This window comes from Candidatus Aquicultor sp. (assembly GCA_036504445.1).
In the GTDB taxonomy this organism is placed as follows: domain Bacteria; phylum Actinomycetota; class Aquicultoria; order Aquicultorales; family Aquicultoraceae; genus DASXVE01.
Genome location: DASXVE010000003.1, coordinates 1 through 23,701, shown reverse-complemented (window position 1 = coordinate 23,701; position 23,701 = coordinate 1). Strand labels below are relative to the sequence as shown.

Sequence of the window (23,701 nt, the reverse complement as noted above, 5' to 3'; positions counted from 1 at the left end):
GACCAATACCACATTTGTACGCGTGAGATTCCAATCCCACTTTATTACACGTCACGGTTTACTCAATCCCACAATAAGCGCCCTAAAAGAGGATAAGGCAAGAATTAAAAAGATGATGCCCATAATCTCTCCCAGCCAATTCACAGATATTCGCACGCGGAAGTTTCTTTACCCACAACACTTGCGGGCTGGAAACAATTTGTTAAATATTTAATACGATAATCCTCCTATGTGCAGCTCACAGAAGTTTCCCCATTAAATGCACGTAAGGTATGGTAGAAACATGTACGTATCTGCAATTGTTATACGGCAACTATATTATCACTGTTCATTTGAATCATTGGGTAAATAATCGTACACTTAATGTCGTAATACCGGAAGCGTACAGGGGGATGTATGCAAGAGACTTCCAAGCAACAAGTAACCTCAACGCAAGACCAGCTCTATGTAAACTGCAAGAATTGCGGGCACGCGCAGTACATCGACCCTGAAGAGATTAAAGGCCTGCATGTTGCATGCGCGGGGTCGGATTGCAGCAATACGTATTCAGTAAAAGAAGGCATCAAGCACGCCATAGTCTCGGATAATGATTTTCTTGCATGGAGCTTTATCAGCGACACTATGATTACCGGTACGGAGACTATCTCTATCGGCACGGTAAAAGAGATTAAGCTTAAAACCCCGATAAAAGCTTCAAAGAAAATCTTTATTATTCAACAAAATGCGTGTGATGAATCGGTAATCTATTATAGGCCGGTAGTCATTCTACCGGAGCACTTTCTCATCGTAAGTTCCGGCAACCCGGACATGCTGGGTGCAGAGTGTGAGGTGCGTTGGGTACTCTACGCCAATGTAAAAAGTGATTATAAGGAGCCGTGGCGGGAGTACCTGCAACGGTCAAAAGAAAGCCTTGTAAGCGAAGATTATCAAGGCGCGATTGTAGAAGCTGAAATCGCCGTCGAGGTGACGATCGCCTCGGTATTGTGGGAGATTCTTGTTCGCAAGAAGAGCATCGACCCGGATGTCGTCGAATGGATATTAAGTAAAGTCCAAGCCGCGAGCGAGCGGCTCAAGCGCGTCATGGAACTTGCAATAGGAAAAGCGGTTTCCGACATAAGCCCTGCCATTTACCGCAACTGGGCGCGCGATGTTGCGGATAAGCGCAATCGTATCGTCCACCAGGGAGAGGCTACAACCAAAGAAGAAGCTTCGCAGGCTATCGGAGCAGCTTTTGAGATCATATGGCTGCTTCTCGAGCTTATCAATCAAGAACCGGCGTAAGAGTAGTAAAAAATAAAGCACCCGATAACTAATTATTAGGTGCTTTGCTCTAATTGTATATTATCGGCGGAACTTTATAAAAACTTTAGCACTTTTTTAAATATTTTTTAGATATTTTCGAATATCTTATACGAGTACACTCTCCTGCCCTAACAACCGGATAACGATAATCGCGATATCATCTTGCTGTTTACCACCGCTAACGTGACGTGCCAACGCCACCAGGTCATTAGCAACTTTTTGTGCGCTCAGGCCGGGAGCCATCAAGCTTACCGCTTCTATCAAGCCGTCGTCACCTAGAATCTTTTTCTCCTGCCGTGCCTCCGTCAACCCATCGGTATACAAAATAATCCCTTGGCCGGGTGTAATGCTTACTTCATTCTCTTCGTAAACCACGTCTTCAAATATGCCAATGGGCATATTGCTTTCCATGTGGCAGTAGCGGCACGAGTTCTCTTCCAGGATGACCATTTCGGGGTGGCCCGCACGACACACGTTAAGTGCGCCTGATTCCGGTTCCAGAACACCGAATAGCATCGTTATGAACTGATTAAGCCCGAGCTGCCGGCAAATAACCTTGTTGGCTTCGGTGATAACCCGGGATGGGCTAAGACCGGTATAGGCAAATGCTCTTACCGTGCTCTTGACCATCGAAGTAATTGTTGCCGCTTTTAAGCCTTTTCCCGAAACATCGCCGATAACAATGCCTATCCTTCCATCGCCGAGCTCAAATAGGTCGTAGAAATCCCCGCCTACCTTGGCGACTTCACCGGCGGCTTCATACGTGCTACCTACCTCGAGACCGGGCAAACTATCCGGTATCGCCAGGATCGCTTGCTGCAGGGCTTCCGCGATGCCGTGCTCTTGCTTATACGCTTCCGCTTTCTCGATACCGATCGCAACTTGTGCGCATAATGCGACAAGCAACTCCTCGTCGGTCTGGTTGAAACCGGAACCGTCGTTCTTGCTGGTAACCACTATCTGCCCGATAAAATTATTTTTTGAGTCTAAAAGCGGTGACCCGAGTATGCCGCGTACGTTGGGGTGTCCTTCCGGCAAGCTTGTGCAGTGCGGATAGTCTGCAATAGCGTTAAAACGCAACGTGCGCTTTGTACGATACATCTCGCCGCCTAGCCCTCCGTGCAGTGATAAATCACGCTCTTCGATGTCGAGCATGCAGGCGTTGAGTTCATCGGTTGACCAAGAATACCGCTGTATTGACGACCCGTACCGGCTCCCCAGCGAGACGATTGAAACCGAGCAATTTAGCAGTTTGCGAGCCGCGTCGGCTAGTAGCGCCGACATCTTTTCAGAGTCCTCTTCTTTAATAATATTCTGCGAGAGATCGTTAAGCAGCTGCAGCTGGCCGGCATACGCCTCTATCTTTTCGCGCGTTTCGACTTGCGCGTGATAAAGGGATGCGTTCTCTATAGCAACCGCCATCTCATTCGCAAGAAACTCAAGTTCATTGACATTTTCGTCTGTAAATTCCCGCTCGGGATTAAGGCTAATAGCCGAAATCGTTGCAAGCACATGACCGCGAGATATCACCGGCACCATGGCAATACAGCTTATTCCTGCCTTGATGAACTCCGTCGTAGCCCACGACGAACTCGGGTAATCGTTGATAACAACTCTGCGCGGTCGCTCGAACACGGTACTGCAGATGGTGTGTTTTGCTCTCAGCAGATTCTCGGCGCCTGCCGGCATGTTATAAAAGTAGGCCGTTTCGGCGGGTGTCGCGTCTGCGCTTCCAATATTAACCGCAGCCGCGTCTGCATTTAATATTTGTGTGGTGTATCGCGCAACTTTTCTGATAATTATCGATAAATCGAGGTCTTTGATAAGATCGATGCCTATCTTGTTAAGCGTCTCAACGTTTCGCAGGCTCTGCTTGAGTTCGTTCTCGATTTTGTCCTTGGTCTCAATAATCCGCACCATTTCAAGCGCTACCGCAACCTGGTTCGCAAATGCTTGGCCGACGACTTCAATCTCCGAGGTTGATAGAGCGCACTTCGTGAGCGATTCGGAGACAAAGCCCAGCACACCGAGCTTCTTGCCGGCAACCGATAGCGGAAATGCCGCAATCAGCGGCTTATCATCAGATAAGAGTGAGGCGTTAATAGGATTGCTGGGAGATTTGGCAACAAGTGCCACAGTCGGTCTGTGCATTAAAAATACTCTCCCGACTACCCCTTGATCGGGTCGGAGCGTTGACCATGCTAATTCGTTGCTGTTTGGCCCCCAGTAGGAATGCATCTTAAGACGATCGCTTCTGACATCATACAGTACAATCCAAAAGGCTATTGCATCAAAAACCCGCTTGGCTTCCGAGATAATACATTCGTTGAGCTCGCGCGATGTCAGCTTGCTTGAAAGCAGGCAACCTGTATCGAGAAGCTGTGACAGGATATCTATGTATGTTTGCTCGCGACCGAATTCGAGGCTTTTCTCGACGACCATAACGCACCCTTGATGAATATCCAGGCCTTCATGCATCCTTCGGCGATTCTTGTAAGTATATAAAAGAGCGTCGATCCTATGGTTACCTCTGCAAGACAGGGCACACGCTTGCGTATTGGATACCTTACTCTTTGTGCGGGTGTGATGGTGAATTAATGATATCGTTTTCCGGTTATTTGTAACTAATATACACTATAGCATGATTGCTATGGAAGTATAAAACGACTAGTTCGTTCAAAACACCAAGAGGTTATTTTACAGGTAGTATGCTCGAACGATAGAGGTAGAGGCGGGTTCGTTTGACGCCCGCCTCTGTTCTGCTCAGTACTTATGCGGTCTTTTTCTCTTCGCCTTTGTTTTGACCCTTCGTCGGCTCAATAGTCGCTTTTCCGATGCGCGGTCCCTGCCGGCCTTTGTTGTATTCCGTCTCATGTACCCCGTCGTGCCGCTCCGGCGGTTCTCCCATATAAGCTGTTTCAGTAACCTCGGTTCCGCCAGGGTTTCGGCCTGGAGGACCCTCCCCCATGTAGCGAGTCTCATCTATTTCAGTGGATTCCATCATGTCCCTGGTTTCATCTTTTTCGGGCTCAGCCATCCTGATTACCTCCTCACGCATACTATTTCACCACGTCATTATTCTTGGCCAGTTTTTCTTATACCCGGTTTATCCCGGCGCAAATAAACAGCGGCGGGGTTGGCTGTTAAGACAATCATCAATGTTTCTACTCTTGCATCGGGAAGTTCAAATTTAGATGGGCTACAAGAAAGGATTCTGTATTAAGGCGGAACCGCGATCGTCTTCAGGTGCCGCGCTGCCGAGCACAAACTTATCGATAATCTCATCTACGCCTTCACACATTGGAAGGGTAGCAACATAATCGGCGGCTGCGGCCAGCCCCGGGCTTGCGTTCGATACTGCTGCTCCAAGGCCGGCATATTGAATCATCTCGAGGTCATTACTATTGTCCCCTATTGCAATGACTTCTTCACGAGCAATACCTAAGCTGTCGGCAAGCCACTTAAGGGCAAACCCTTTAGAAGCTTCTTCGTTCAGGACATCAAGGAACCACTCGGCAGAGTTTGTAACTCTCACACCTTGGTTAAGGTGTTCTCGCAGCACATACGTAAGCTCGGCTGCCTTAAGCTCCGTCACCATAAATACAAGCATGGTCGGGTCTGTTGTGAGCGCGTCGTGAATATCATCGACGAATTGCATCTCTACTTCGAGGAGCTCAGCATAGCGGTCTGTCCATTCATGCGGCGTGTCGGTATAGACTTCATCGTCCACAAAAGCGTAGCGTAAGACCGGCTGACCTTTTAGCAGATTAATGGCTTGCATGGCGCCTTTAAGCGGCACTTTGTACTCACGGCATACCGTACCAGCGGCGACTGTTCGGGTGACTGCGCCGTTATAGGTGATAATCGGTATATCGATACCGAGCTGTTCGGCGTATCGCAATGCGCCCCTCGACATGCGGCCGGTTGCAATCGTAAATTTTACACCCAGTTTTTCCGCTTCGGCAATTCGCTCCGACGTGCTTTCGGCTATATATTTCTCCTTGGCCAGAAGGGTTCCGTCAAGGTCGAGCGCAACAAGCTTATATCCCAAGTTCCGTCCTCTCGCGTCTGCTTTATCGGAAACCGAGCCCCCGATTCCGGGCTTTAATTCCCCTACGCTTATTTTACATACCGCTTATACAATCCGATAAGGCCTTCGTTTAGAAACGTGCCGATAGCTTCTTCGCGGCGCGAAACGTCGTATTCGCTTCTGCGCTTGGCATCGGAGAGAATCTCAAATGCCTCTCTGATTTGCATCCATCGGTGAGTCGCCTCTTCTTTCTTTTCGGATGGCTGCTTGTCCGGATGGTATTTTAGCGACAGCGCCTTGTACGCTTTTTCTATAACCTCCGGTGAGGCCTCCGGATCAACCTGCAATGTTTTATAATAATCGGACACAATAACAACTCCAAAACAATTTTACTTTTAAGAAATCCGCATGTGTGACATAAGCACAGCGCGTGCATCGGCTGTCTTCAACTAAGCATACCAGATGCATACACCATGGCATACCTGCTAAAAGATTATATATGTGATGGTGAACAATATAAAGCACTCTACAAAAAGCTTGCCATTACCGCTATAATAATGGAGTACTTGAGTAACTTTCCGGTAAGGATGGATATTATGCGCATTGTTGATGGATTTAAGGGCTTTGTACGACGTGAAGACCCGATTGTTTGGAAAAGTCTGCTTGTAGCAGCTGCCATTACGCTGGCATTCTACATCTTCGTGCTCGTATACACGAGGTAACCAAAGCAGCATAAGAATTTTTGCATAAGGCTATCGGTTTGGTCGATGGGTGACATTGATCAATCAGATAGCCTTACCAGGTATTCATACGCAGACAGCGCCGCTTTTGCGCCCTCGCCTGCGGCGACAATTATTTGTTTTTGCGGTGCATTCGTTACATCCCCGGCTGCAAAAAGGCCCTCGACATTTGTGCGGTTGCTACAATCTACGATAATCTCTTGTTTATCGTCTACATCAACAAGACCTTGAACTATCATCGATGTCGGCTCCGATCCGATTTCAAAGAAGACACCCCGGACCGGCAGCTCGATCTCCTCTTCCGTTTTTTTCGACTTAATTCTTATCTTCTCAACGAAATCATGTCCTTCTATTGCGACCAGGTTATATCCTTTGTAGACCTGTAGGTTTGTCGCCTTTAAAACGCGTTCCTGTAGAACGGGATCGCCGCTCCACCCCGCAGATGAAATCGCATAGGCATGATTTGCAATCTTAACCAATTGCTCGATAGCGTGCAGTGCGGAGTTGCCGCCGCCGATTACCGCCACATCCAGGTTCGCAAACAATGGGGCGTCGCACGTCGCACAATATGAAACCCCCCGCCCAACAAACTCACGCTCTCCGGGAGCACCGCTTCGCCTCGGCGTCCGGCCGGTGGCTATAATGATGCTCTTTGCTTCTAGAGCATCACCCTCAATCGTATGGATATTAAAGAAATTATCCTCTTTTGTGATTTTATCGACCTGCTTGTATTCAATCGGTATACCGAACTCGGCAACCTGATCTTCGAACTTCGCCATAAGCTCAGGGCCGGAAATCAGATTATAGCCCATATAGTTTTCTATCCCTGAACTCCAGGCTGCCATGCCGCCGATGTCTTTTGTTGTGAGAACAACGTCGATCTTTTTGCGGGCCGCATAGACCGCAGCCGTCATTCCCGCTGGCCCGGCGCCAATTATTGCTAAATCTCGCATAGAAGCCTCCCGTAGCCGGTTACGCCGCAAGCGCCGAGTCTATGCTACCGCGATCGAATCCGACAATCACTTGGCGGTTGATGACCGTCACAGGCACTCCAAGCTGTCCTGATACTTCCACGAGCTCGCTTACCTTTTCCGGATCGGCCGCTAAATCGATCTCTTCGTACTTTACGCCTCTTTCATCAAGATACCTCTTGAGCATTGTGCAAAACGCTCAGGTAGGCGTCGAGTACACCTTTACCGAGTCTACCATACGCCTGTCCTTTCTCTTAAGCGACCCTTCTTTGAATCCCGTGCGCATGCAATTCGTTGACCACATCAACAACGCCGGGTACCGAGAACGCAACGAATTCGGCAATCCGTTTTTGTGTAAAGTTCGGGACTTCGCCGGTGAGTGTAACCACGCCATCCGACACGTCTACTTCCATCTCGGTCAAGTCGAGCCTGGTATTTTTTATGAGGGCAGCCCTGACATCACGTGCGACTTCAGCGTCGGCGATTTTCATCTCGGGCTTTACGATGAGATGATTAACAACGTCTATGACCCCGGCAGCCCAGCGGGCATCATTTTCCGCTTCCTGCTTCTCTACCGGCGAAATAGTCGTGCCGCGCAAGAAGGCGACTCCGTCGATAACCTCGACGTCGACTCTGGGCCACTCAACCCACGCATCCAACTTTAGATTGGTGCGGATGCTCTCGGCAATCTCGGAATCAGAGCGCACTACCGGCGGTACCACGGCGATGTTATCGATAACATCGCGCACACCTCGCACCCGGCCGGCAATTTCTTCGGCAATTATTTTCTCGTTATATGTATCTACCTGGCCGCTGAGTATAATGACGCCGGGTTCGTCACTTTCCGCTGTAATCAGCGCCTCATCGATGCGAGTATCGTTAGCTAGCGCCCGTAGCACATCGTTGACAATTCCTTCTCCTACCATATGTATACCCTCCCTTTAATAAGCAGCCCAATTCAGCGTAGAATCATAGGGCGAGCATGCCTTTTGCTTTGCGTCTAACTAACTGCTCACCCGCTTGCCCACATCGCCAAAGCGTATAATTGCAGATTGCGGGGTATATTTACCCGAATTGAAATGTTAAGAAACGTGCTGGAAGACAAAGAAATACCCGGCTTTTACTCTACGCAGTTAGGTAAAAGCCGGGTTTTGATCCCTTCCACTCATAATGCCCCTGGAACAGCCCACAACCAATCGGTTGTCTTTTTTCGCATTAAGAGCGGCGATTTTTTATTCCCTGGTAAGGAATATGCAAAACCTTGTAATAGATATATCGGCAGTTTTATACCTCGCTTTAGAGTTATTAAGATAAAATCAGGGTTTTTATAGCGTTTTATCGGGGGATTTAGCTATTTTCGTCGCCGTTCAAGAAGAGCGTCTGGTTTTGCGGCTGTTCCAGCATAATTTGGGCCGGAGCTGATTGGGCCACACTGGTGATAGCGGTGATCGGCGCGCCGACGAGTTTGCGCGACTCGCTGATTATGTCGATCTGCGATGTTCGCTGCCGCTCGGCAATACGGGCGAGGTCGGCTTTAATCGTCAGGATCTCTTTCTCGGTACCAGTACCCGTTTGCTCGTACTCTTTTAACTTCTGAGATTTGAAAAGATGCTCGAACGTAAGCTTGTCGAGCATGCGCTCTTTCTTTTCTATCTCGTCGAATTCCTCGGAGAGCACCTCTCGCCAATCTTCAATGCAAATGCGCATCCCGTTATAGATTTCGACGATTTGATTGCGGATATTTTGAAGCACCTCGTATGAGAGTGCTTTATCGATTGTGGGACCTGGGCTTGCGCTCATAATACGATTTGCTTTGACATCCAGGTTATCGAGTGTGCGTTTTGATGTTTTCATCAACTCGAAGGTCTTGCGGACTGTTTTTTTGGCGAGCTCTTTCTGGTACCTGATCTGTTTCTTTTTGGAATAATTGACCGTAATAAACCAGGTAACGAGGGACGACAGGAACATGAGGGCGATTGGAAATATTATGGTGTTAATCTTTAACATGTTAAGACCGCCTGCCGGACCAGCCTTCCAGCGAAGGCCGACCCCGATACCGGCAATTGCGCATATTAGCGCAAGCAAAGCATACCAAGCCTCGGTGCTGCTAGAACTCCGTCTCATGTTTAACCCCTGTTAAAACTTCAGCTATGCTTCGGTAATTAATTCAATTGCTACTCCTCTAGGCCCTGCTGCTATTATAGAATTAATCTACGAAGTTTTGAATAGTGTTTGGTCTTTTATCTCAAGTTATCGTACAGGCTTTGGCGTCTCAGATAAGCTACGTCACTATCTACGAGCGCGTATATACGAGATTCCCGCCTAGTACCGTATTATTAACCTGTGCTTTAGAGGTATGTTCGAGGATAAATGCGTAGACGTCATTGCCGGCGTTAACGGCACCCGCACAATCGACACCAATGAAATCCGCCCGTTTGCCAGGCTCGATGGAGCCGAGCTTATCTGCCAAACCAAGCGCCTGGGCTGCATTGATTGTAAGTTTATGGATAATATGTTGTGCGGTAAGCCGTTCATCACCGCCGGTTTGTTCTTTGTACAGCCGGTACATCTTTCTGGCTTCATCAAAAAGGTCGAGCTGCGGATTGCTAGCTGCACTATCGGTACCGATACCGAATTCAAGCCCCTGTTCGAAGAATTGCGAAATCGAGGCTTTGCCGGTGCCGAGTAGCTCATTGGATGTAGGGCAAGCGGCAATACAGACGCCCTTTTCCTTTAAAAGCCCGAGATCTTCAGCGGTCAGCCAAACACCGTGGGCAGCAATTAGGCCGGGCTGCAGCACTCCGAGCCGGTCCAGATACCGGGCCGGCGTTGTATCGTACCCCCCACGCTCGATCGCATCGATCTTTAAGCGTTTACCCATTAACACGGCAAGCTCGCCGGAACCATTCTGAAGCAGCTCACATTCCGCTTGTGTTTCGGCGAGGTGGGTTGTAACCGGTAGGTTGCCCGTGCTTGCTATTTCGATGCATGCCTTAAGCGCCGGCTCTGAGAGAGTGTACGGTGAATGAGGTGACAGCCCAATTGCAAACGTATCGGTTTGGACCATCATTTCAGCACTTTTTAGCTGCCCAAGGATATCGACAACCGCATCAGCTAAATTGCTATTATCAATGGCCACGGCCTCCATATAGACAATACCGGGCATTTTCACCTCAGCCATCGCCAGAACCCCCGCGCCCGACCTGGTTATGTCGGCCGTGCAGGTTATCCCCGCCTCAAAGTACTTTCTTACACCGAGGCGCGCCGCTTCAACCCAGCCTGCTTGGTCCAGACGACGCCCCGCTTGAATTATTCCCTCCAGCCATGAGATAAATTGCGTCGGTTGCGCGAGCCCTTCAAATAATGAGCACTCGAGATGGCCGTGCAGGTTAACGAGGCCGGGCATGAGAATCGAACAACCAAAATCTTTGATTTTTTCATCGGGATGAGCCTGCAGAAGTGATTCACGCTCGCCAACTGCTGCAATAAGGCCGTTTTCAACGAGAACGGCTCCCTTTCTAATAGGGTTTTGCGTTATGGGAAGAACGATGTCCGACGTGTAAATCATCTATGATTCCTCTGCAAGGAGCGTTTGTTTGCGCAGGTCTTTGCACTCGCAGGACGGCTCAAGCGAAGCGGCTCGTAACGCGTCGACAAGAATTTTCCCAACCATTTCGGATTCACTGTAGAATATTTCCGCTAGTTCTTCATGCGTCCAGTCTTCGACAATGCCCTCGGCATAGTTAACCACCAGGTAAACACCTGCATAGCACGCGCCGATCTCACGGGCGAGGTATACTTCGGGGCAGATGCTTTGCCCAACGACATCGGCGCCCCATTGATTGAGTACCGCAACCTCAGCCGGGCTCTCAAAGTGGCGCCCATCGGTGTTGGCGTAAATACCGCGTTCAAAAATGCGCGCCATCGCGTACTTCTGCGCCGATTCAAACAACGCCTCATGCAGGTCCGAGCAAACAGCATTGCGCATGATAAGGAGATAATCGGAGCCGAGGCTTACATCTTTTCGCATCGAGTTGTCGATGTAATCGGTCGGTATGATAACGTCTCGCGGATTAAGCAGATGGTTTACTGCGCCGACGCCGCCCTCGGCAAGAATATTTGTAACGCCGGCTTCACGGAACACCCAAAATACCTGCTTTGAAGCGTCGGCTCGCGTAACCCCGCTACGCCAACCGTGCATTTTACAGGTGAGCACACGCTTCTCATCTAGCTTGAAGAGCGTAAACACAGGGCTCTCGCCATACGGCGTCTCAAAAACAAGGCCATCAGCAAGAATTTCTATACCGGGGTCGTTGAGCGCTTCAGGAAACTGTATCGAGAACGTGCTCGACCCACAGATTACGGCAAAGTTTGCGTTCGGTATATGGTTCATTAATCAAACCTCTCGATTACTTCATACACTGTATTTCGCCTGGCGGCGTGTTTGCCGGTACTTTGAATAAGGCCTACGATCTCCTCTTTTGACATGGCATACGCCACCCCGGTTGCCCGCACGACGTTCTCCTCAATCATGATGCTACCCAGATCGTCGGCACCAAACGACAGACTGAGCTGCCCTATGTCTTTGCCCTGAGTGACCCAGGAACCTTGAATGTGATCGAAATTGTCCAGGAACAACCGCGATACGGCAAGCGTCTTTAAATACTGTCTGGACGACATTGTTTTACCGCCGAGTTCAGTGTAACCCGGCTGGTACGTCCAGGCGATAAACGCCCGAAAACCACCGGTTTTATCCTGCAAACTTCGGATTTTACTCATATGCTCGACACGGTCCTCGACCGTATCGGGCCCGCCCATCATCATCGTCGCCGTACTCTCGATACCGAGACGGTGCGCCCGCTCCATTACCTCGAGCCAACGTTTGGCCGATACCTTATTCGGGCTTACGGCGCTACGGTAGTGATCGACTAAAATCTCTGCGCCGGCGCCTGGCAATGAATCGAGCCCCGCTTTATGCAAACGTGTGAGCGCTTCATCCACTTCGATCTTTGAAATCTCCGCGATGTAGGCGACCTCCGGTGCGCCGAGCGAGTGAATGACAATCGGATAGCGCCCTTTGATGCTTTTGAAGAGGTCCTCGAAATAATCAATGGTAAGATCGGGATTGAGCCCGCCCTGCAGCATTATCTGCGTGCCTTCGAGCGCAAGCGTCTCTTCGATCTTCATAAATATCTCTTCTTTGCTTAAGAGATATGCGTCCGGGTCTGCCTTATCGCGGTAAAATGCACAGAACTTGCACTTGCTCGTGCAAATGTTGGTGTAGTTAATATTGCGGTCGATGATAAATGTGACCGTATCCGGATAATCGCGCGAGCGGATATTATTGGCCGCAGAACCGATAGCCAGCAAATCTCCTTCGTTGATCAGGTAAATTGCCTCTTCTTCAGTTAGACGACGTCCGTACACGACCTCGCCGAGTATCTGATATTGATCCATGTAGTTAACTACCCTCCACAAACTCGAGCTTCGGGATTTCCTGCATAAAGCCGAGTTCATACGCTCTCGTCGCATACGCCATCAGATCTTGCTGATAAGCCGAATCGAGATCGAACTTCAAACTCATAAAATACTCTTTAAGAAAACCGGCGTCGAATGCTTCCCAACGTGCCGCAGCCTGAGCGATTTCATCGACCTTGTTTATCGAATACTCCATCGATTTTAGAAACGCCGCTTGCACTTCCGCTACCAGCTCCGGGTTTTCTGCGGCAAATATGCGGCGTACTCCCCACACAGCGAATACCATTTTACGCCCGGTCATCTCTTTCCATTCTATTCCAAGATCGTAGAGATACAGGTCCTTCGGGGGATCGTAGAGCACGCGAAGCGCGTCGTCGCCGATAAGCAGAGCGCCGTCCGCTTCCATGAGCATCTCGGGAAGGTCGGGCGGGCATACGAAATACTTCGGCGAAACCTTATACTTATCCCTAAGGATAATCCTGGTGAGCGCTTGCGAGGTAGCCGATGAGCTTGTTAGCGCTACCGGACGACCGTCCATTTCCTCAATCGGCACTTTGCTTACGAAGAGAATGCTCTTTACCTCGCCGTCGGCCGCAACTGCCAAGTGCGGCATGAGCATCAGGTCTTTATGGTTGCGACAAAACTCGATTGATGACATCGGGCTTATATCGAGTTTGCCGTCAAGTATCATGCGATTTAATTCTGTCGGTGTCCCTTTGATAAGTTCCACGTCAAGTAGAACGTTATTTTGCACTAAACCGTAATAGAGCGGCAGGCAATTTAAGAACTGGATATGACCGACTCGTGGTCGTAGCAATGTTGTTCCCTCCATGTTTAGTTTGGCGCTGGCAGCATATCGCCTTCGCGCAAGCCGTATATGCGAAAAGCACCCACTTAATTCTATTCTACTCAAACACCCGAATAACGTTATATAGCGTGTCTCGTTCAACCGGTGTGCGACCGGCATCTTTGATTAAATGTATGAGCTCTTCTTTTGAAACCGACTCGTCGGTCGTCGCGCCGGCCATATGCATAATTTTTTCCTCGACGACGGTGCCGTCGAGATCGTCTACGCCAAAATCGAGCGAGAGCTGGGCGAGTTTCATTCCGACCATGATCCAAAACGCTTTAATATGATCGAAGTTGTCGAGCACCAAACGCGAAATTGTATATGTTTTCATGTTGTCGAAAGCTGTCGTCTTCTGTATATTCTCAAGCTCGGTATTGTCGGGGAGAAACGGAAGCGGGATAAAACTCTGGAACCCGCCGGTCTCGTCCTGAAGCTCGCGAAGCCTGATCATGTGATCGATACGCTCTTCATATGTCTCGACGTGGCCGTACAGCATTGTCGCATTCGACCGGATGCCGAGCTCGTGGGCTGTTTTCATTATCTCCAGCCAGCGATCGGCATTTGCTTTGTTGGCGCAAACCTGGCCGCGAACGCGCGGGCTGAACACCTCCGCGCCGCCGCCCGGCATCGAACCGAGACCGGCATCTTTAAGCGTCTCCAGCACTTCACGAATCGACATCCCGGTCAATTGCGTAAAATAATCGATCTCGACAGCCGTAAAGGCCTGTATGTGGATATCCGGCAGTGCTTCCCTGCACTCACGAACTGCCCCGAGGTAGTAATCGAACGGCAGGTCGGGATGACAGCCGCTTACTATATGCAGCTCGGTTGCTCCGATACCCGGAGCTTCGAGCGCCCGGTTTAGTACCTCTTCGAGCGTCATCGTGTACGCATGCGGGTCGGTCGATTTCTTCGCATTAAACGCGCAGAACTTGCAGCCGTTTACACATACGTTCGTCAAATTGATATGCCGGTTAACATTAAAATACGTGTAGTTACCGGTCTTTTTCTCTTTTACGCACCGTGCAAGAGCACCTAAAAAGATGAGGTCGTTTAGCTCGTATAATGCAACACCGTCTTCGCGGCTAAGCCGCCCGCCGGCCATTACTTTTTCTTCTATCTCTTTCAAATCTATCTTTGTTATTGCTGGTACCATTGTTCCCCCTAACTCATGATCTATAACAGCTAACGAAGCAGCTAAAGATATAAATATTAGCTACTTTGCTACTTGCTACAGCTATAAGCGCTATTGCATGTTCGTTACTCTCCGTGCCAGCGTTCAAACAGGTTATGCCCTACGCCTAATTGATCGAGTGCTTTGCCGACAACAAAATCAACCATTTGGTCGATTATGGTTGGATTTGTATAAAACCCGGGCATCGCGGGGACGATTTTCGCCCCAGCTTCTTCCGCTGCGAGCATATTCTTCAAATGGATGCGATTAAACGGCGTTTCTCTCGGGACCAGCACGAGACGCCGCGACTCTTTGAGCGCAACATCGGCGGTACGCTCGATCAAACTCGACGATAAGCCGTTCGCGACGGCGGCAAGCGTCGCCATACTGCACGGGATTATAATCATTCCGTCGGTAAGATGCGAGCCGCTACAAATCGGGGCCATTAGATCGTCGTCGCGATAATATGTAAGCCGCCCTTCTGTATCAGTCGCGTCAAACTGTTGCTTAGGATCAACGCCCAGCCACTTTAAAAGTTCAGCCTCGGCGTTGTCACCGCTAAAAGAAAACCCGAGCTCGTGGGCGATAACCTGCTTGCCGGGATCAGAGATGATAAGGGAAACATCATGGCCTGCTTTGAGGAGTTCTTGGATAAGGCGTTTGCCGTAAATCGAGCCGCTTGCACCGGTAATGGCGACCGCAAATTCTTTGTTTTTCGCTACCTGCGGCAATTACGCCAGCCCCTTAAATAGATATCTGACGGCAAAATCTAAGCCCGTAAAGACAAATATCTGCAGGCTGATAAGCCCATTTACCGTAAAGAACGCCATATTTACGCGCGACAGATCATTGTGTTTGACAAGCCTGTTCTCGTACGTGAGAAGCAAAGCGGTTATCATAACGCCGAAGTAGTAAACCGCGCCCATCTTAAAGGTCACACCCACGGTGAATAAGAGCGCAACGGTGAGCACATGAAACGCGCGGGTTACAAGCAGCGCCCGCTCAACACCGAAAGTCGCCGGAATTGAAAAAAGTTTATCGCGCTTATCAACATCAACGTCCTGACAAGCATAGATGATGTCGAAGCCCGCCGTCCAAAGCGTAACTGCCGCGCCAAGAACAACAACAGGCCAGCTGAGACCATTCGTTATCGCTACCCAAGCGCCAATGGGGGCTAAACCGAGTGAAATACCAAGCACAACATGGTTTAACCAGGTAAATCGTTTAGTGTACGAGTAGATGATAAACGGGAGAACGACTGCGGGCCAGACAATTCGAGCGAGCGGCGCAAGCTGGTAGGTCGCGACAAAGAATATGATCAAGCTAATTACGCTAAATCCGAGAACGTAGCCAGAGGTAAGTTTACCTGCCGGGATCGCCCTTTCGGCCGTACGCGGATTGCGCGCGTCGATCTCGCGATCGATATAGCGGTTGACTGCCATCGCGAAGCTTCGGGCGCCGATCATCGCTATCGTAATCCAAATTATTTGCGCAACGCTCGGGAAACCGTTTGCCGCGAGCATCATGCCCATGTAGGCAAAGGGCAGCGCAAATATAGAATGCTCAAATTTTATCATCTCGAGGACGGTTTTAAGCTTGCTCAAGACCGTATTCCTTCCATTTTGCATCTACCATGCGTTTTGTATCCTCGTCCATCTCTATATCATCCGGCCATTCTCGCGTATGGCCTTCTTCGGGCCATTTCTTTGTAGCGTCGATCCCCATCTTGGAACCAAACTTTGGTGTATTGGACGAGTGATCGAGTGCATCGAGAGGACCCTTAACAACCATAATATCACGGGCCGGATCGACGTTATTAAATACCTTCCACAGTACCTCAGACATATTTTGTGCATCAACCGTTTCGTCAACGATAATTATCATTTTCGTAAACATCATCTGGCCTAAACCCCAGAGCGCGCTCATTACTTTATAAGCGTGCGCGGGGTAGCTTTTTTTAATGGAAACAATCGCACAGTTATGAAATACCCCTTCGAGCGGCAAGTTAATATCCTTTATCTCGGGCAGTGCGGCTTTAAGCACCGGAAGGAAAATCCGTTCGGTCGCTTTGCCCATGTAGCAGTCCTCCATCGGAGGCTTTCCAACAATCGTTGCCGGATAAATCGGGTTCTTGCGCATCGTTATACACTGCACGTGAAATACCGGATAGTAATCGGCCAACGAATAATAGCCGGTATGGTCGCCAAATGGTCCCTCCCACCTGGTCTCCTCCGGGTCAACGTATCCTTCAAGGATGATCTCGGCATGCGCCGGCACCAAGAGATCGACAGTCTTAGCCTTGACAACTTCGACCGCTTGCCGGCGGATTAAGCCTGCAAAAAAGAGTTCTTCAACATTGGGTGGAAGCGGCGCTGTCGCCGAATAAATCGTGACGGGGTCGCCGCCGAGCGCAACCGCAACCTCAATATTTTTACCGTCCTTTTGATGCTTGCGATGATTGCTTGCCCCGTCGTGGTGGGCGTGCCAGTGCATACCGGTCGTCGTGTCGTCAAAGATCTGCATGCGGTACATGCCAAGGTTTTGCCGGGCGCTCTCAGGATCTTTCGTAATGACAAGCGGCAGCGTCACGAACCTACCGCCATCCTGCGGCCAACATTGGAGAACGGGAATATCGTGAAGTGAAAACCCATCGGTCAGGACAACTTCCTGACACGGCGCTGTCTTGACTTCTTTGGGTTTGTAGTCGGCAATGTTCTTAAGCTTAAATACTGTAGTCAGCTTCTCCCAGAACGTACCGGGCTCGCCATCAGGAAGAAGCTGCATGAGCCGCTCCGGAACCTCGTCGAGATGATTTGCATCGAGAGCCCAACTCATACGCTCGTAAGTGCCAAACGCATTCATTAGAATCGGCATTTTAGACCCTTTGGGATTTTCAAACAGGATCGCCGGACCGTACTGTTTGCTAATGCGATCCGTAATCTCAGTAACCTCCAGGATCGGGTCAACCTCAGCCGCAACACGCTTAAGTTGCCCTTTTGATTCTAGGAATGCGATAAATTCTCGTAAGTCGCGAAATGCCACTAGTATTATCCACCTTTCAATTCACTATCACGCATTATATCGTTTGGAATGACATTGTTGCAATTTCTGCAAAGATTCAATTGTCAGATATGCTGGGCAATTCCACACGTGGCACAGCCTTGCAAGGATTAAACGTGCAGATGTGTGGCCTGCTGCGTCACGTCTATGGCCAGAAGCCGTAACCATCTTGGCCAATTTTACAGCACACAAAATGCTTCGTATGTAGTATTACTATATGGTATGGTTGTATAGCATGTGCTTGTTAACCATACCCTTGCTTACCTGCTGTATCTGAGAATCCCAACAGAATTATTTTGGAAATGTTGTTGACATCATCTATAGATTTTGATAATCTAAAACCAGACCCCAAGGGGCTGGACGTAAGGCTCGAGAAAACGAGATGTACCAGTAGCGACCTTGAGGCGGAGTGCCAGATGGGATGGTCTAGGGACCAAATTAGAAGGTATACGCCAAGAGGAACGAAACGGGAATGATTCGTGAGTACTGAGAATTACTTAAGGTTTCTTGGGGTCTTTATTTTGTTAAAACAATATACCTTGCCCCGGGTGGTTGCCGGGGGGCTGCTCATGTGCATTAAAGCGCGTTTCACTAGGCTCTTGAGAATCTATCGCCTCGTTTGCCAACTCATCAGCACGTTTGTTATCGCTTCGGTAGATATGACGCACATTTACCTTCTTAACGCCCACAAGCAACTGCCGGACACGATCATAGAGCGGCTTTAGCCCCTCGTTCTTTACACGGTATTCGCCGTTTAGCTGCTTTACCATGAGCTCACTGTCAGCTCTAATCTCGATTTCTTTCGGGTAAAATTCGCGGGCTTTTTCGAGAGCAAGTATGAGCGCACTATATTCTGCGACATTATTTGTGGTTTCACCAAGATACTCGGATATTTCGGCTATTGTTTTACCGGACGGGGTCAGTATTTGGCCCCCAGCGCCAGCAGGCCCAGGATTCCCCCGGGCCGCGCCATCGCTATAGATGATAATCTTTTCGTAACGTGCCATTTGTACTTTTTGTCTCCTATTTCTTTACTATAATTCTACCGCAACTCGGGCACTTTTCGAGCTTGCTGCTTGCGGCGATACGCTCGGCATCCGTACTCGGGACTTCAACCCTGCATCCCCGGCACAGCCCTTCCTCCATAACGGTCACGGCAAGCGAATACTTTGTTCGCGTTCTCAGGTAAAGTTCCCGTACATCTTCGCTTAGTGCGGCAACGATTGGCTCTCTCTCACTTGTTAACTTGTCACGCTCGGTATTTATCTCCGAGCGTACTTTATCTAACGCGGCCTTTGCCTGTTCAACCTCGGCTTTTTTTGCTTTCAACCGGTCGGCAACTATCTTTTCATCATGTTTGAGTTTATCAACGACGTCAATTTGCTCGAGAAGCTCGAGCTCTTTTTCATCGGCATGCCCCGTGAGATGTTCAACTTCTTGCTGGACACCCGCGAGCTCCTTCGGGTTGTTGATTGTACCGCCATATAGGAGCTTTTGCTCTTTTTTTATCTTTGCATTGAGACTCGTAAGCTGGTCTTCGAGCCGTTTTTGTATCACCGCTTCATCATGCAGTTTCTTTTCAAATGCCGCATGAAGGCTCCCCATTTTTTTAGCCTCTTCGGAAAGCAATACGAAACGGTCGCGCTCCGGGGGGTTCTTCTCGCGGTAATTAAGCGCGTCAATCTTCGTGTCTATCTCCTGCAGTTCAAGCAGTTTCTGATGATCGTCCATACTCTACCCTTTATTCCACGGAATCGTATTTACTTCCGAAACTATAACACTTACGTCAAGGCGCTCCTCATATATTTTGCGCTGAATTTCTTTGGCGACTTCGGGTATAACCAAGCGCTCCGTCTCGGCGTGCCCCGCATCGACAATGGCGAGGCCCATGCCGAGCGCGGCATGGGCGGCATGATGTTTTATATCTCCGGTCACATATACGTCGGCGCCCGATGCTTTCGCAACACTCATAAGCTCACCACCGCTTCCGCCACACACGGCTACCCGCTTAACAGTTATTTTCCAATCACCAGCGACTTTAAGCTCGCTATCGAGCACTACGCTCCACTTTTCTATACACTGGCGTAAGCTGTGCGGCTTCTCAAGATTTCCGATTCGTCCAAAGCCGACGCCCGACGGCGGCGTTTTTACCTCATAAATATCGAATGCAGGCTCCTCATAAGAATGCGTGTTTAGCATGGCCTGCACAACACGATCAACCTTATTAGGCGCAATCAGGACCTCAAGGCGATATTCATCAACCTGATTAAGCTCACCGACGCTGCCAAGATACGGCTGTGCGCCCACCATGGGATAAAACGTTCCTGTTCCCTGCGCTCTAAAGGTGCAATGGCTGTAATCGCCGATAATTCCGCCGCCCGCATTTCCAACTGCCGCTATCATCTCATTAATATTTTCTGCGGGTACAAATACCACGAGCTTGAATATCTGGATATCGCCCGCGGGCAGCATAACCTGGATATCCTCCAGGCCAAGAGCCGCGGCCAAAACATCGCTTACACCATCACGCGCCCGGTCAAGATTGGTATGCGCAACAAGAACCGAAATACCTGATTGGATAAGCGTTGTAACCATGCCGCCGATATAGTCGTTTATAAGCACGCGGTCAAGACTCTGAAAGATGAGCGGATGATGCGAAAATATGAGTTGCGCGCCCTTTTCGCGGGCTTCCCGAATGACGCCGGGGGTGATTTCCAAAGTAGCCAGAACTTTTGTAACGTCAGCGGCAGGGTTTCCCACCTGCAAACCGATTTTATCCTGCTCGGATTTGTAATAAGCAGGCGCTATATCTTCAACTATACCCATAATTTGTGAGACAACCGTCATTTTCATCACCCCGCCCATCGTATCATAATGGGAAGCTTCCTTAGAAGTGCCGCTGTATTATCGGCGCGATAAACAGTATAAACACAGGTGCTCCCGTATGCTTACTTGCCGGTCAACTGCCTAATTGTTCTTGCAACGTCTGATATAATATTATTAGAACAACATAGGATTTTACGACCTTCCCGTTCATGTTTATCTTAGTGAACGGGAAGAATTATATTGAGACAAAGGAGGTCGAATTCGTTGCTGTGTCAAAGATGCAAAGAACGCCCCGCCAGCGTGACGTACACGCAGGTCAAGGGCGACCATAAAGATGTTACGTACGTCTGCGAGCAGTGTGCTCGCGAGGTAGGGATTCTCCCGTCGCCGCCGTCAGACGCGTTCGGCGGACTTTTCGGAATGCCGGATATGACCAATATGTTCTCCGAGCTGTTTAAACAACAGCATCGCCAGGACATTCTGGACATGCTGTCGGCGAACGCCCAAGAAGCGCTTAACCTTGCCGCTAACGAGGCAGTTAGGCTTGATTTCGATTATGTAGGCACCGAGCACTTGATTCTTGGCTTAAGCCGCGAATCGGTCGGGTCTAAAATATTGATGAACCTTGGTGTTAACCTTGGTGACCTGCGCTATGAGGTCGAAGATCTTATCGGCAGAGGCAAAGGAGCCGCCGAAAAAGAGATTCCACTCAGCCCGCGCAGTAAGCGTGCGCTAGAGCTGGCTCTCGATGAAGCACGCTCCATGGGTGAACGGTTTATCGGCCCCGAGCATTTGCTTCTCGGATTAATCCGCGAAGACGAAGGAATCGGCGCACAGGTATTAAAGCGGCGCGGTGTTACTATCGACCGCGTTCGCGAGGTGGTTTTAAGCATGGCCGGTACAAATCGCCCCGGTGGTGAAATGCCGCCGACGGCACCGGGCGCGCAAGCGCGCAGTAAAACGCCGGTGCTCGACCAGTACAGCCGCGATCTCAACAGGCTTGCGCGTGAGGGCAAGCTCGACCCGATTATCGGTCGCGATAAGGAGATCGAGCGCATTATCCGAATCTTAAGCCGCCGGACAAAAAATAACCCGGCGTTGATCGGTGAAGCGGGTGTTGGAAAGACCGCAATCGCCGATGGGCTTGCCCAGAAAATCGAAGCCGGTGAAGTTCCGGATATCCTTAGGGATAAAAGAGTCGTAGCGCTCGACCTTGCCGGTATGGTAGCCGGTACACGGTACCGTGGTGAGTTTGAAGAGCGCCTGAAACGCATTATGGACGAACTCCGCCAGCAGAGCGGGCAGATCATCGTCTTTATCGATGAGCTACATACAATCTCCGGTGCGGGTGCGGCCGAAGGTGCAATCGATGCCGCGAACATGATTAAACCGGCGCTCGCCCGTGGCGAGTTGCAGGTTGTCGGCGCAACAACGCTTGACGAGTATCGCAAGCATATCGAGAACGATCCGGCGCTAGAGCGCAGGTTCCAGCCGATTATGGTCAGCGAGCCGTCCGTTGAAGATACGATAGAGATCCTTAAGGGTTTGCGTGATCGCTACGAAGCGCACCATCGCGTGAAGATCAGCGATGAGGCTATTCTCGCGGCTGCCGAGCTTTCTGATATGTACATAACCGACAGGTTCCTGCCCGACAAGGCAATCGATCTGATCGATGAAGCCGGCGCGAAAGTACGGCTGCAATCGACCGTGCCACCGGTCGATGTTAAGGGTATCGAAGAGCAGCTCGAAGCAATTCAGCGCGAGAAAGAAAGCGCTGTAAAAGCCGAGGATTACGAGCGCGCCATGAAGCTTCGCGAAAAAGAAAGCGAGCTTCAAGATGAGCTCGATAAAGCTTCGCGCGATTGGGCTCGGGTGCGGGGCATGGCCGATGCCACGGTTACGACCGAGGATATCGCCGAAATCGTGTCCAGCTGGACCGGGGTGCCCGCGCAGAAGCTCGTCCAGGAAGAACGCGAGCGGCTGCTCACCATGGAAGCGGCATTACATGATAGAGTCGTCGGGCAGCAAGAAGCAATTGTTGCGGTCTCGGAGGCGATTCGAAGGGCTCGCGCGGGCCTGAAAGACCCAAAGCGCCCGATCGGAAGCTTTATCTTCCTCGGGCCGACCGGTGTCGGTAAAACCGAGCTCGCCCGTGCGCTTGCTGAACACCTCTTCGGTGAAGAAGAAGCGCTGATTCGCATCGACATGAGCGAGTACATGGAGAAGCATACGGTTTCACGGTTGATCGGTGCGCCTCCCGGTTATGTGGGCTACGAAGAAGCCGGCCAGTTAACGGAGCCTGTACGACGTCGCCCGTATTCGGTCGTGCTTTTCGATGAGATCGAAAAAGCGCACCCGGACGTGCTCAATGTCCTGCTGCAAATTATGGACGACGGCCGCATCACCGATTCGAAGGGTCGCGCGGTGAACTTTAAGAACACCGTGATTATCATGACCTCGAACATCGGCAGTCAGTTCATCAAGCAAGGCGCGGCGCTCGGGTTTAGACCGGCGGCGGCGGAAGACGAAAAACGGTTCGAGAACGTCAAGGACGAGGTGCTGCGCGCCCTTGAGCGCAGCTTCAGGCCTGAATTCTTAAACCGTGTCGACGAGATTATCGTCTTCCACCCGCTGACCGAGGTTCAGATCCGAGAGATCGTCGATATCTTGATGATCCGTGTCGAGCAGGAGCTTAAGGGCCAGCAGATTGCGCTGCGGCTTACCGATGCGGTGAAAGACGTGCTCGCGAAAGAAGGCTTTGACCCGCTTCTCGGGGCGCGCCCGCTTCGCAGGACCATCCAGCGACGGATTGAAAACCCGCTCGCTTCCAAGTTGCTGCGCGGTGCGTACGGCGAGGGCGACGTTATTGTCGCCGACGTTGATACGGACGGCAAAATCGCGTTCAAGAAACTGGAAGGCGTCACGGCAACTGCGACAACGCCTGTCGGCGAGCTGGAAAAAGCCATCGAGGAGGCTAAGGCTCAGGAGCCTAGGCCGAAGGAAGCAGGCCCGGAAGAAGCCGCTGACGGCGGCACGCCTGAATAGCAGGCCATACGTAACGACTAGCAATGTAAAGAGCGGAGAGGCTTTCTCTCCGCTCTTTTTTATTCACTTGTTTCTTTTTTCTGCTGAGTTATAACTAAAAGTTGTGGATTGGCTTTTTAAGCAAAAAAGCGTACCCTTCCTTTTGAGACCAATCAAACGAAAGGAGCACGCTTTTATGTTGCATCTTACAACGAATGGATCTGATTGGCTAGAGGAAAAGAGCTT

Annotated in this window: 22 protein-coding genes; 3 read left to right on the top strand and 19 right to left on the bottom strand. The window is 50.2% G+C overall.

Annotated features, from left to right (window positions below):
- Positions 1-396 precede the first annotated feature (396 nt).
- On the top strand, positions 397-1,281 hold the full coding sequence (locus tag VGK02_00165; protein ID HEY3373469.1) for a hypothetical protein: 885 nt from the start codon (positions 397-399) through the stop codon (positions 1,279-1,281).
- 126 nt (positions 1,282-1,407) lie between these two features.
- Here the strand turns inward: VGK02_00165 and VGK02_00160 are convergent, their stop codons facing one another.
- From VGK02_00160 to VGK02_00145, 4 genes are all read right to left on the bottom strand, one after another.
- Positions 1,408-3,744, bottom strand: a complete 2,337-nt coding sequence (locus VGK02_00160; GenBank protein HEY3373468.1) for a SpoIIE family protein phosphatase — start codon at positions 3,742-3,744, stop codon at positions 1,408-1,410.
- Between the two features lie 328 nt (positions 3,745-4,072).
- Positions 4,073-4,339 carry a hypothetical protein gene (locus VGK02_00155; GenBank protein ID HEY3373467.1) on the bottom strand — a complete coding sequence of 89 codons (267 nt, stop codon included), beginning with the start codon at positions 4,337-4,339 and terminating at the stop codon, positions 4,073-4,075.
- Between the two features lie 162 nt (positions 4,340-4,501).
- Positions 4,502-5,353, bottom strand: a complete 852-nt coding sequence (locus VGK02_00150; GenBank protein ID HEY3373466.1) for a Cof-type HAD-IIB family hydrolase — start codon at positions 5,351-5,353, stop codon at positions 4,502-4,504.
- 68 nt (positions 5,354-5,421) lie between these two features.
- Positions 5,422-5,700: a J domain-containing protein gene (locus VGK02_00145; GenBank protein ID HEY3373465.1), complete on the bottom strand. Its 279-nt coding sequence runs from the start codon at positions 5,698-5,700 to the stop codon at positions 5,422-5,424.
- Positions 5,701-5,928: 228 nt separating this feature from the next.
- Between VGK02_00145 and VGK02_00140 the strand changes: the two genes are divergently transcribed.
- Positions 5,929-6,054 (top strand): hypothetical protein, encoded by a 126-nt coding sequence (locus tag VGK02_00140; GenBank protein ID HEY3373464.1) that lies wholly within the window; start codon positions 5,929-5,931, stop codon positions 6,052-6,054.
- A 59-nt stretch (positions 6,055-6,113) separates the two neighbouring features.
- Here VGK02_00140 and VGK02_00135 read toward each other — a convergent pair whose 3' ends face one another.
- The 15 genes from VGK02_00135 to VGK02_00065 all read right to left on the bottom strand — a co-directional run bounded on the left by VGK02_00135 (position 6,114) and on the right by VGK02_00065 (position 20,458).
- Positions 6,114-7,025, bottom strand: a complete 912-nt coding sequence (locus tag VGK02_00135) for an FAD-dependent oxidoreductase (protein HEY3373463.1) — start codon at positions 7,023-7,025, stop codon at positions 6,114-6,116.
- A gap of 19 nt (positions 7,026-7,044) precedes the next feature.
- Positions 7,045-7,230 (bottom strand): glutaredoxin family protein, encoded by a 186-nt coding sequence (locus VGK02_00130; GenBank protein HEY3373462.1) that lies wholly within the window; start codon positions 7,228-7,230, stop codon positions 7,045-7,047.
- 67 nt (positions 7,231-7,297) lie between these two features.
- A complete protein-coding gene (locus VGK02_00125; GenBank protein ID HEY3373461.1) occupies positions 7,298-7,969 on the bottom strand; it encodes a BON domain-containing protein in 672 nt (223 codons plus the stop codon).
- A 421-nt stretch (positions 7,970-8,390) separates the two neighbouring features.
- Positions 8,391-9,167: a hypothetical protein gene (locus VGK02_00120; GenBank protein HEY3373460.1), complete on the bottom strand. Its 777-nt coding sequence runs from the start codon at positions 9,165-9,167 to the stop codon at positions 8,391-8,393.
- A gap of 169 nt (positions 9,168-9,336) precedes the next feature.
- On the bottom strand, positions 9,337-10,611 hold the full coding sequence (locus tag VGK02_00115) for an amidohydrolase family protein (GenBank protein HEY3373459.1): 1,275 nt from the start codon (positions 10,609-10,611) through the stop codon (positions 9,337-9,339).
- Positions 10,612-11,436 carry an MTAP family purine nucleoside phosphorylase gene (locus VGK02_00110; protein HEY3373458.1) on the bottom strand — a complete coding sequence of 275 codons (825 nt, stop codon included), beginning with the start codon at positions 11,434-11,436 and terminating at the stop codon, positions 10,612-10,614. It lies immediately after the preceding gene.
- Positions 11,436-12,500 (bottom strand): cyclic dehypoxanthinyl futalosine synthase, encoded by a 1,065-nt coding sequence (gene mqnC / locus VGK02_00105; protein HEY3373457.1) that lies wholly within the window; start codon positions 12,498-12,500, stop codon positions 11,436-11,438. Before mqnC ends, VGK02_00110 begins: the two co-directional genes overlap by 1 nt.
- A gap of 4 nt (positions 12,501-12,504) precedes the next feature.
- A complete protein-coding gene (locus VGK02_00100; GenBank protein HEY3373456.1) occupies positions 12,505-13,338 on the bottom strand; it encodes a menaquinone biosynthesis protein in 834 nt (277 codons plus the stop codon).
- An 88-nt stretch (positions 13,339-13,426) separates the two neighbouring features.
- Positions 13,427-14,527, bottom strand: a complete 1,101-nt coding sequence (mqnE, locus tag VGK02_00095; protein HEY3373455.1) for an aminofutalosine synthase MqnE — start codon at positions 14,525-14,527, stop codon at positions 13,427-13,429.
- A 104-nt stretch (positions 14,528-14,631) separates the two neighbouring features.
- A complete protein-coding gene (locus VGK02_00090) occupies positions 14,632-15,276 on the bottom strand; it encodes a flavin prenyltransferase UbiX (protein ID HEY3373454.1) in 645 nt (214 codons plus the stop codon).
- Positions 15,277-16,149, bottom strand: coding sequence for a UbiA-like polyprenyltransferase (locus VGK02_00085; protein HEY3373453.1), 873 nt, complete (start codon positions 16,147-16,149; stop codon positions 15,277-15,279).
- Positions 16,136-17,587 carry a menaquinone biosynthesis decarboxylase gene (locus tag VGK02_00080; protein HEY3373452.1) on the bottom strand — a complete coding sequence of 484 codons (1,452 nt, stop codon included), beginning with the start codon at positions 17,585-17,587 and terminating at the stop codon, positions 16,136-16,138. Before VGK02_00080 ends, VGK02_00085 begins: the two co-directional genes overlap by 14 nt.
- 542 nt (positions 17,588-18,129) lie before the next feature.
- Positions 18,130-18,612 carry a ribonuclease HI family protein gene (locus VGK02_00075; protein ID HEY3373451.1) on the bottom strand — a complete coding sequence of 161 codons (483 nt, stop codon included), beginning with the start codon at positions 18,610-18,612 and terminating at the stop codon, positions 18,130-18,132.
- Between the two features lie 16 nt (positions 18,613-18,628).
- Positions 18,629-19,336, bottom strand: a complete 708-nt coding sequence (locus VGK02_00070; protein ID HEY3373450.1) for a C4-type zinc ribbon domain-containing protein — start codon at positions 19,334-19,336, stop codon at positions 18,629-18,631.
- Positions 19,337-19,339: 3 nt separating this feature from the next.
- Entirely contained in the window at positions 19,340-20,458 is a 1,119-nt protein-coding gene (locus VGK02_00065) for a Nif3-like dinuclear metal center hexameric protein (GenBank protein HEY3373449.1), read from the bottom strand.
- A gap of 237 nt (positions 20,459-20,695) precedes the next feature.
- Here VGK02_00065 and VGK02_00060 point away from each other — a divergent pair, with 237 nt between their 5' ends.
- Positions 20,696-23,476, top strand: coding sequence for an AAA family ATPase (locus tag VGK02_00060; GenBank protein ID HEY3373448.1), 2,781 nt, complete (start codon positions 20,696-20,698; stop codon positions 23,474-23,476).
- Positions 23,477-23,701 lie beyond the last annotated feature (225 nt).

Bases quoted from the DNA above. Each gene is read 5' to 3' on its own strand.
- VGK02_00165 (HEY3373469.1), top strand. From the start codon at position 397: ATGCAAGAGACTTCCAAGCAACAAGTAACCTCAACGCAAGACCAGCTC.
- VGK02_00160 (HEY3373468.1), bottom strand. From the start codon at position 3,744: ATGGTCGTCGAGAAAAGCCTCGAATTCGGTCGCGAGCAAACATACATA.
- VGK02_00155 (HEY3373467.1), bottom strand. From the start codon at position 4,339: ATGGCTGAGCCCGAAAAAGATGAAACCAGGGACATGATGGAATCCACT.
- VGK02_00140 (HEY3373464.1), top strand. From the start codon at position 5,929: ATGCGCATTGTTGATGGATTTAAGGGCTTTGTACGACGTGAAGACCCG.
- VGK02_00135 (HEY3373463.1), bottom strand. From the start codon at position 7,025: ATGCGAGATTTAGCAATAATTGGCGCCGGGCCAGCGGGAATGACGGCT.
- VGK02_00130 (HEY3373462.1), bottom strand. From the start codon at position 7,230: ATGCTCAAGAGGTATCTTGATGAAAGAGGCGTAAAGTACGAAGAGATC.
- VGK02_00125 (HEY3373461.1), bottom strand. From the start codon at position 7,969: ATGGTAGGAGAAGGAATTGTCAACGATGTGCTACGGGCGCTAGCTAAC.
- VGK02_00120 (HEY3373460.1), bottom strand. From the start codon at position 9,167: ATGAGACGGAGTTCTAGCAGCACCGAGGCTTGGTATGCTTTGCTTGCG.
- VGK02_00115 (HEY3373459.1), bottom strand. From the start codon at position 10,611: ATGATTTACACGTCGGACATCGTTCTTCCCATAACGCAAAACCCTATT.
- VGK02_00110 (HEY3373458.1), bottom strand. From the start codon at position 11,436: ATGAACCATATACCGAACGCAAACTTTGCCGTAATCTGTGGGTCGAGC.
- mqnC (HEY3373457.1), bottom strand. From the start codon at position 12,500: ATGGATCAATATCAGATACTCGGCGAGGTCGTGTACGGACGTCGTCTA.
- mqnE (HEY3373455.1), bottom strand. From the start codon at position 14,527: ATGGTACCAGCAATAACAAAGATAGATTTGAAAGAGATAGAAGAAAAA.
- VGK02_00075 (HEY3373451.1), bottom strand. From the start codon at position 18,612: ATGGCACGTTACGAAAAGATTATCATCTATAGCGATGGCGCGGCCCGG.
- VGK02_00070 (HEY3373450.1), bottom strand. From the start codon at position 19,336: ATGGACGATCATCAGAAACTGCTTGAACTGCAGGAGATAGACACGAAG.
- VGK02_00065 (HEY3373449.1), bottom strand. From the start codon at position 20,458: ATGAAAATGACGGTTGTCTCACAAATTATGGGTATAGTTGAAGATATA.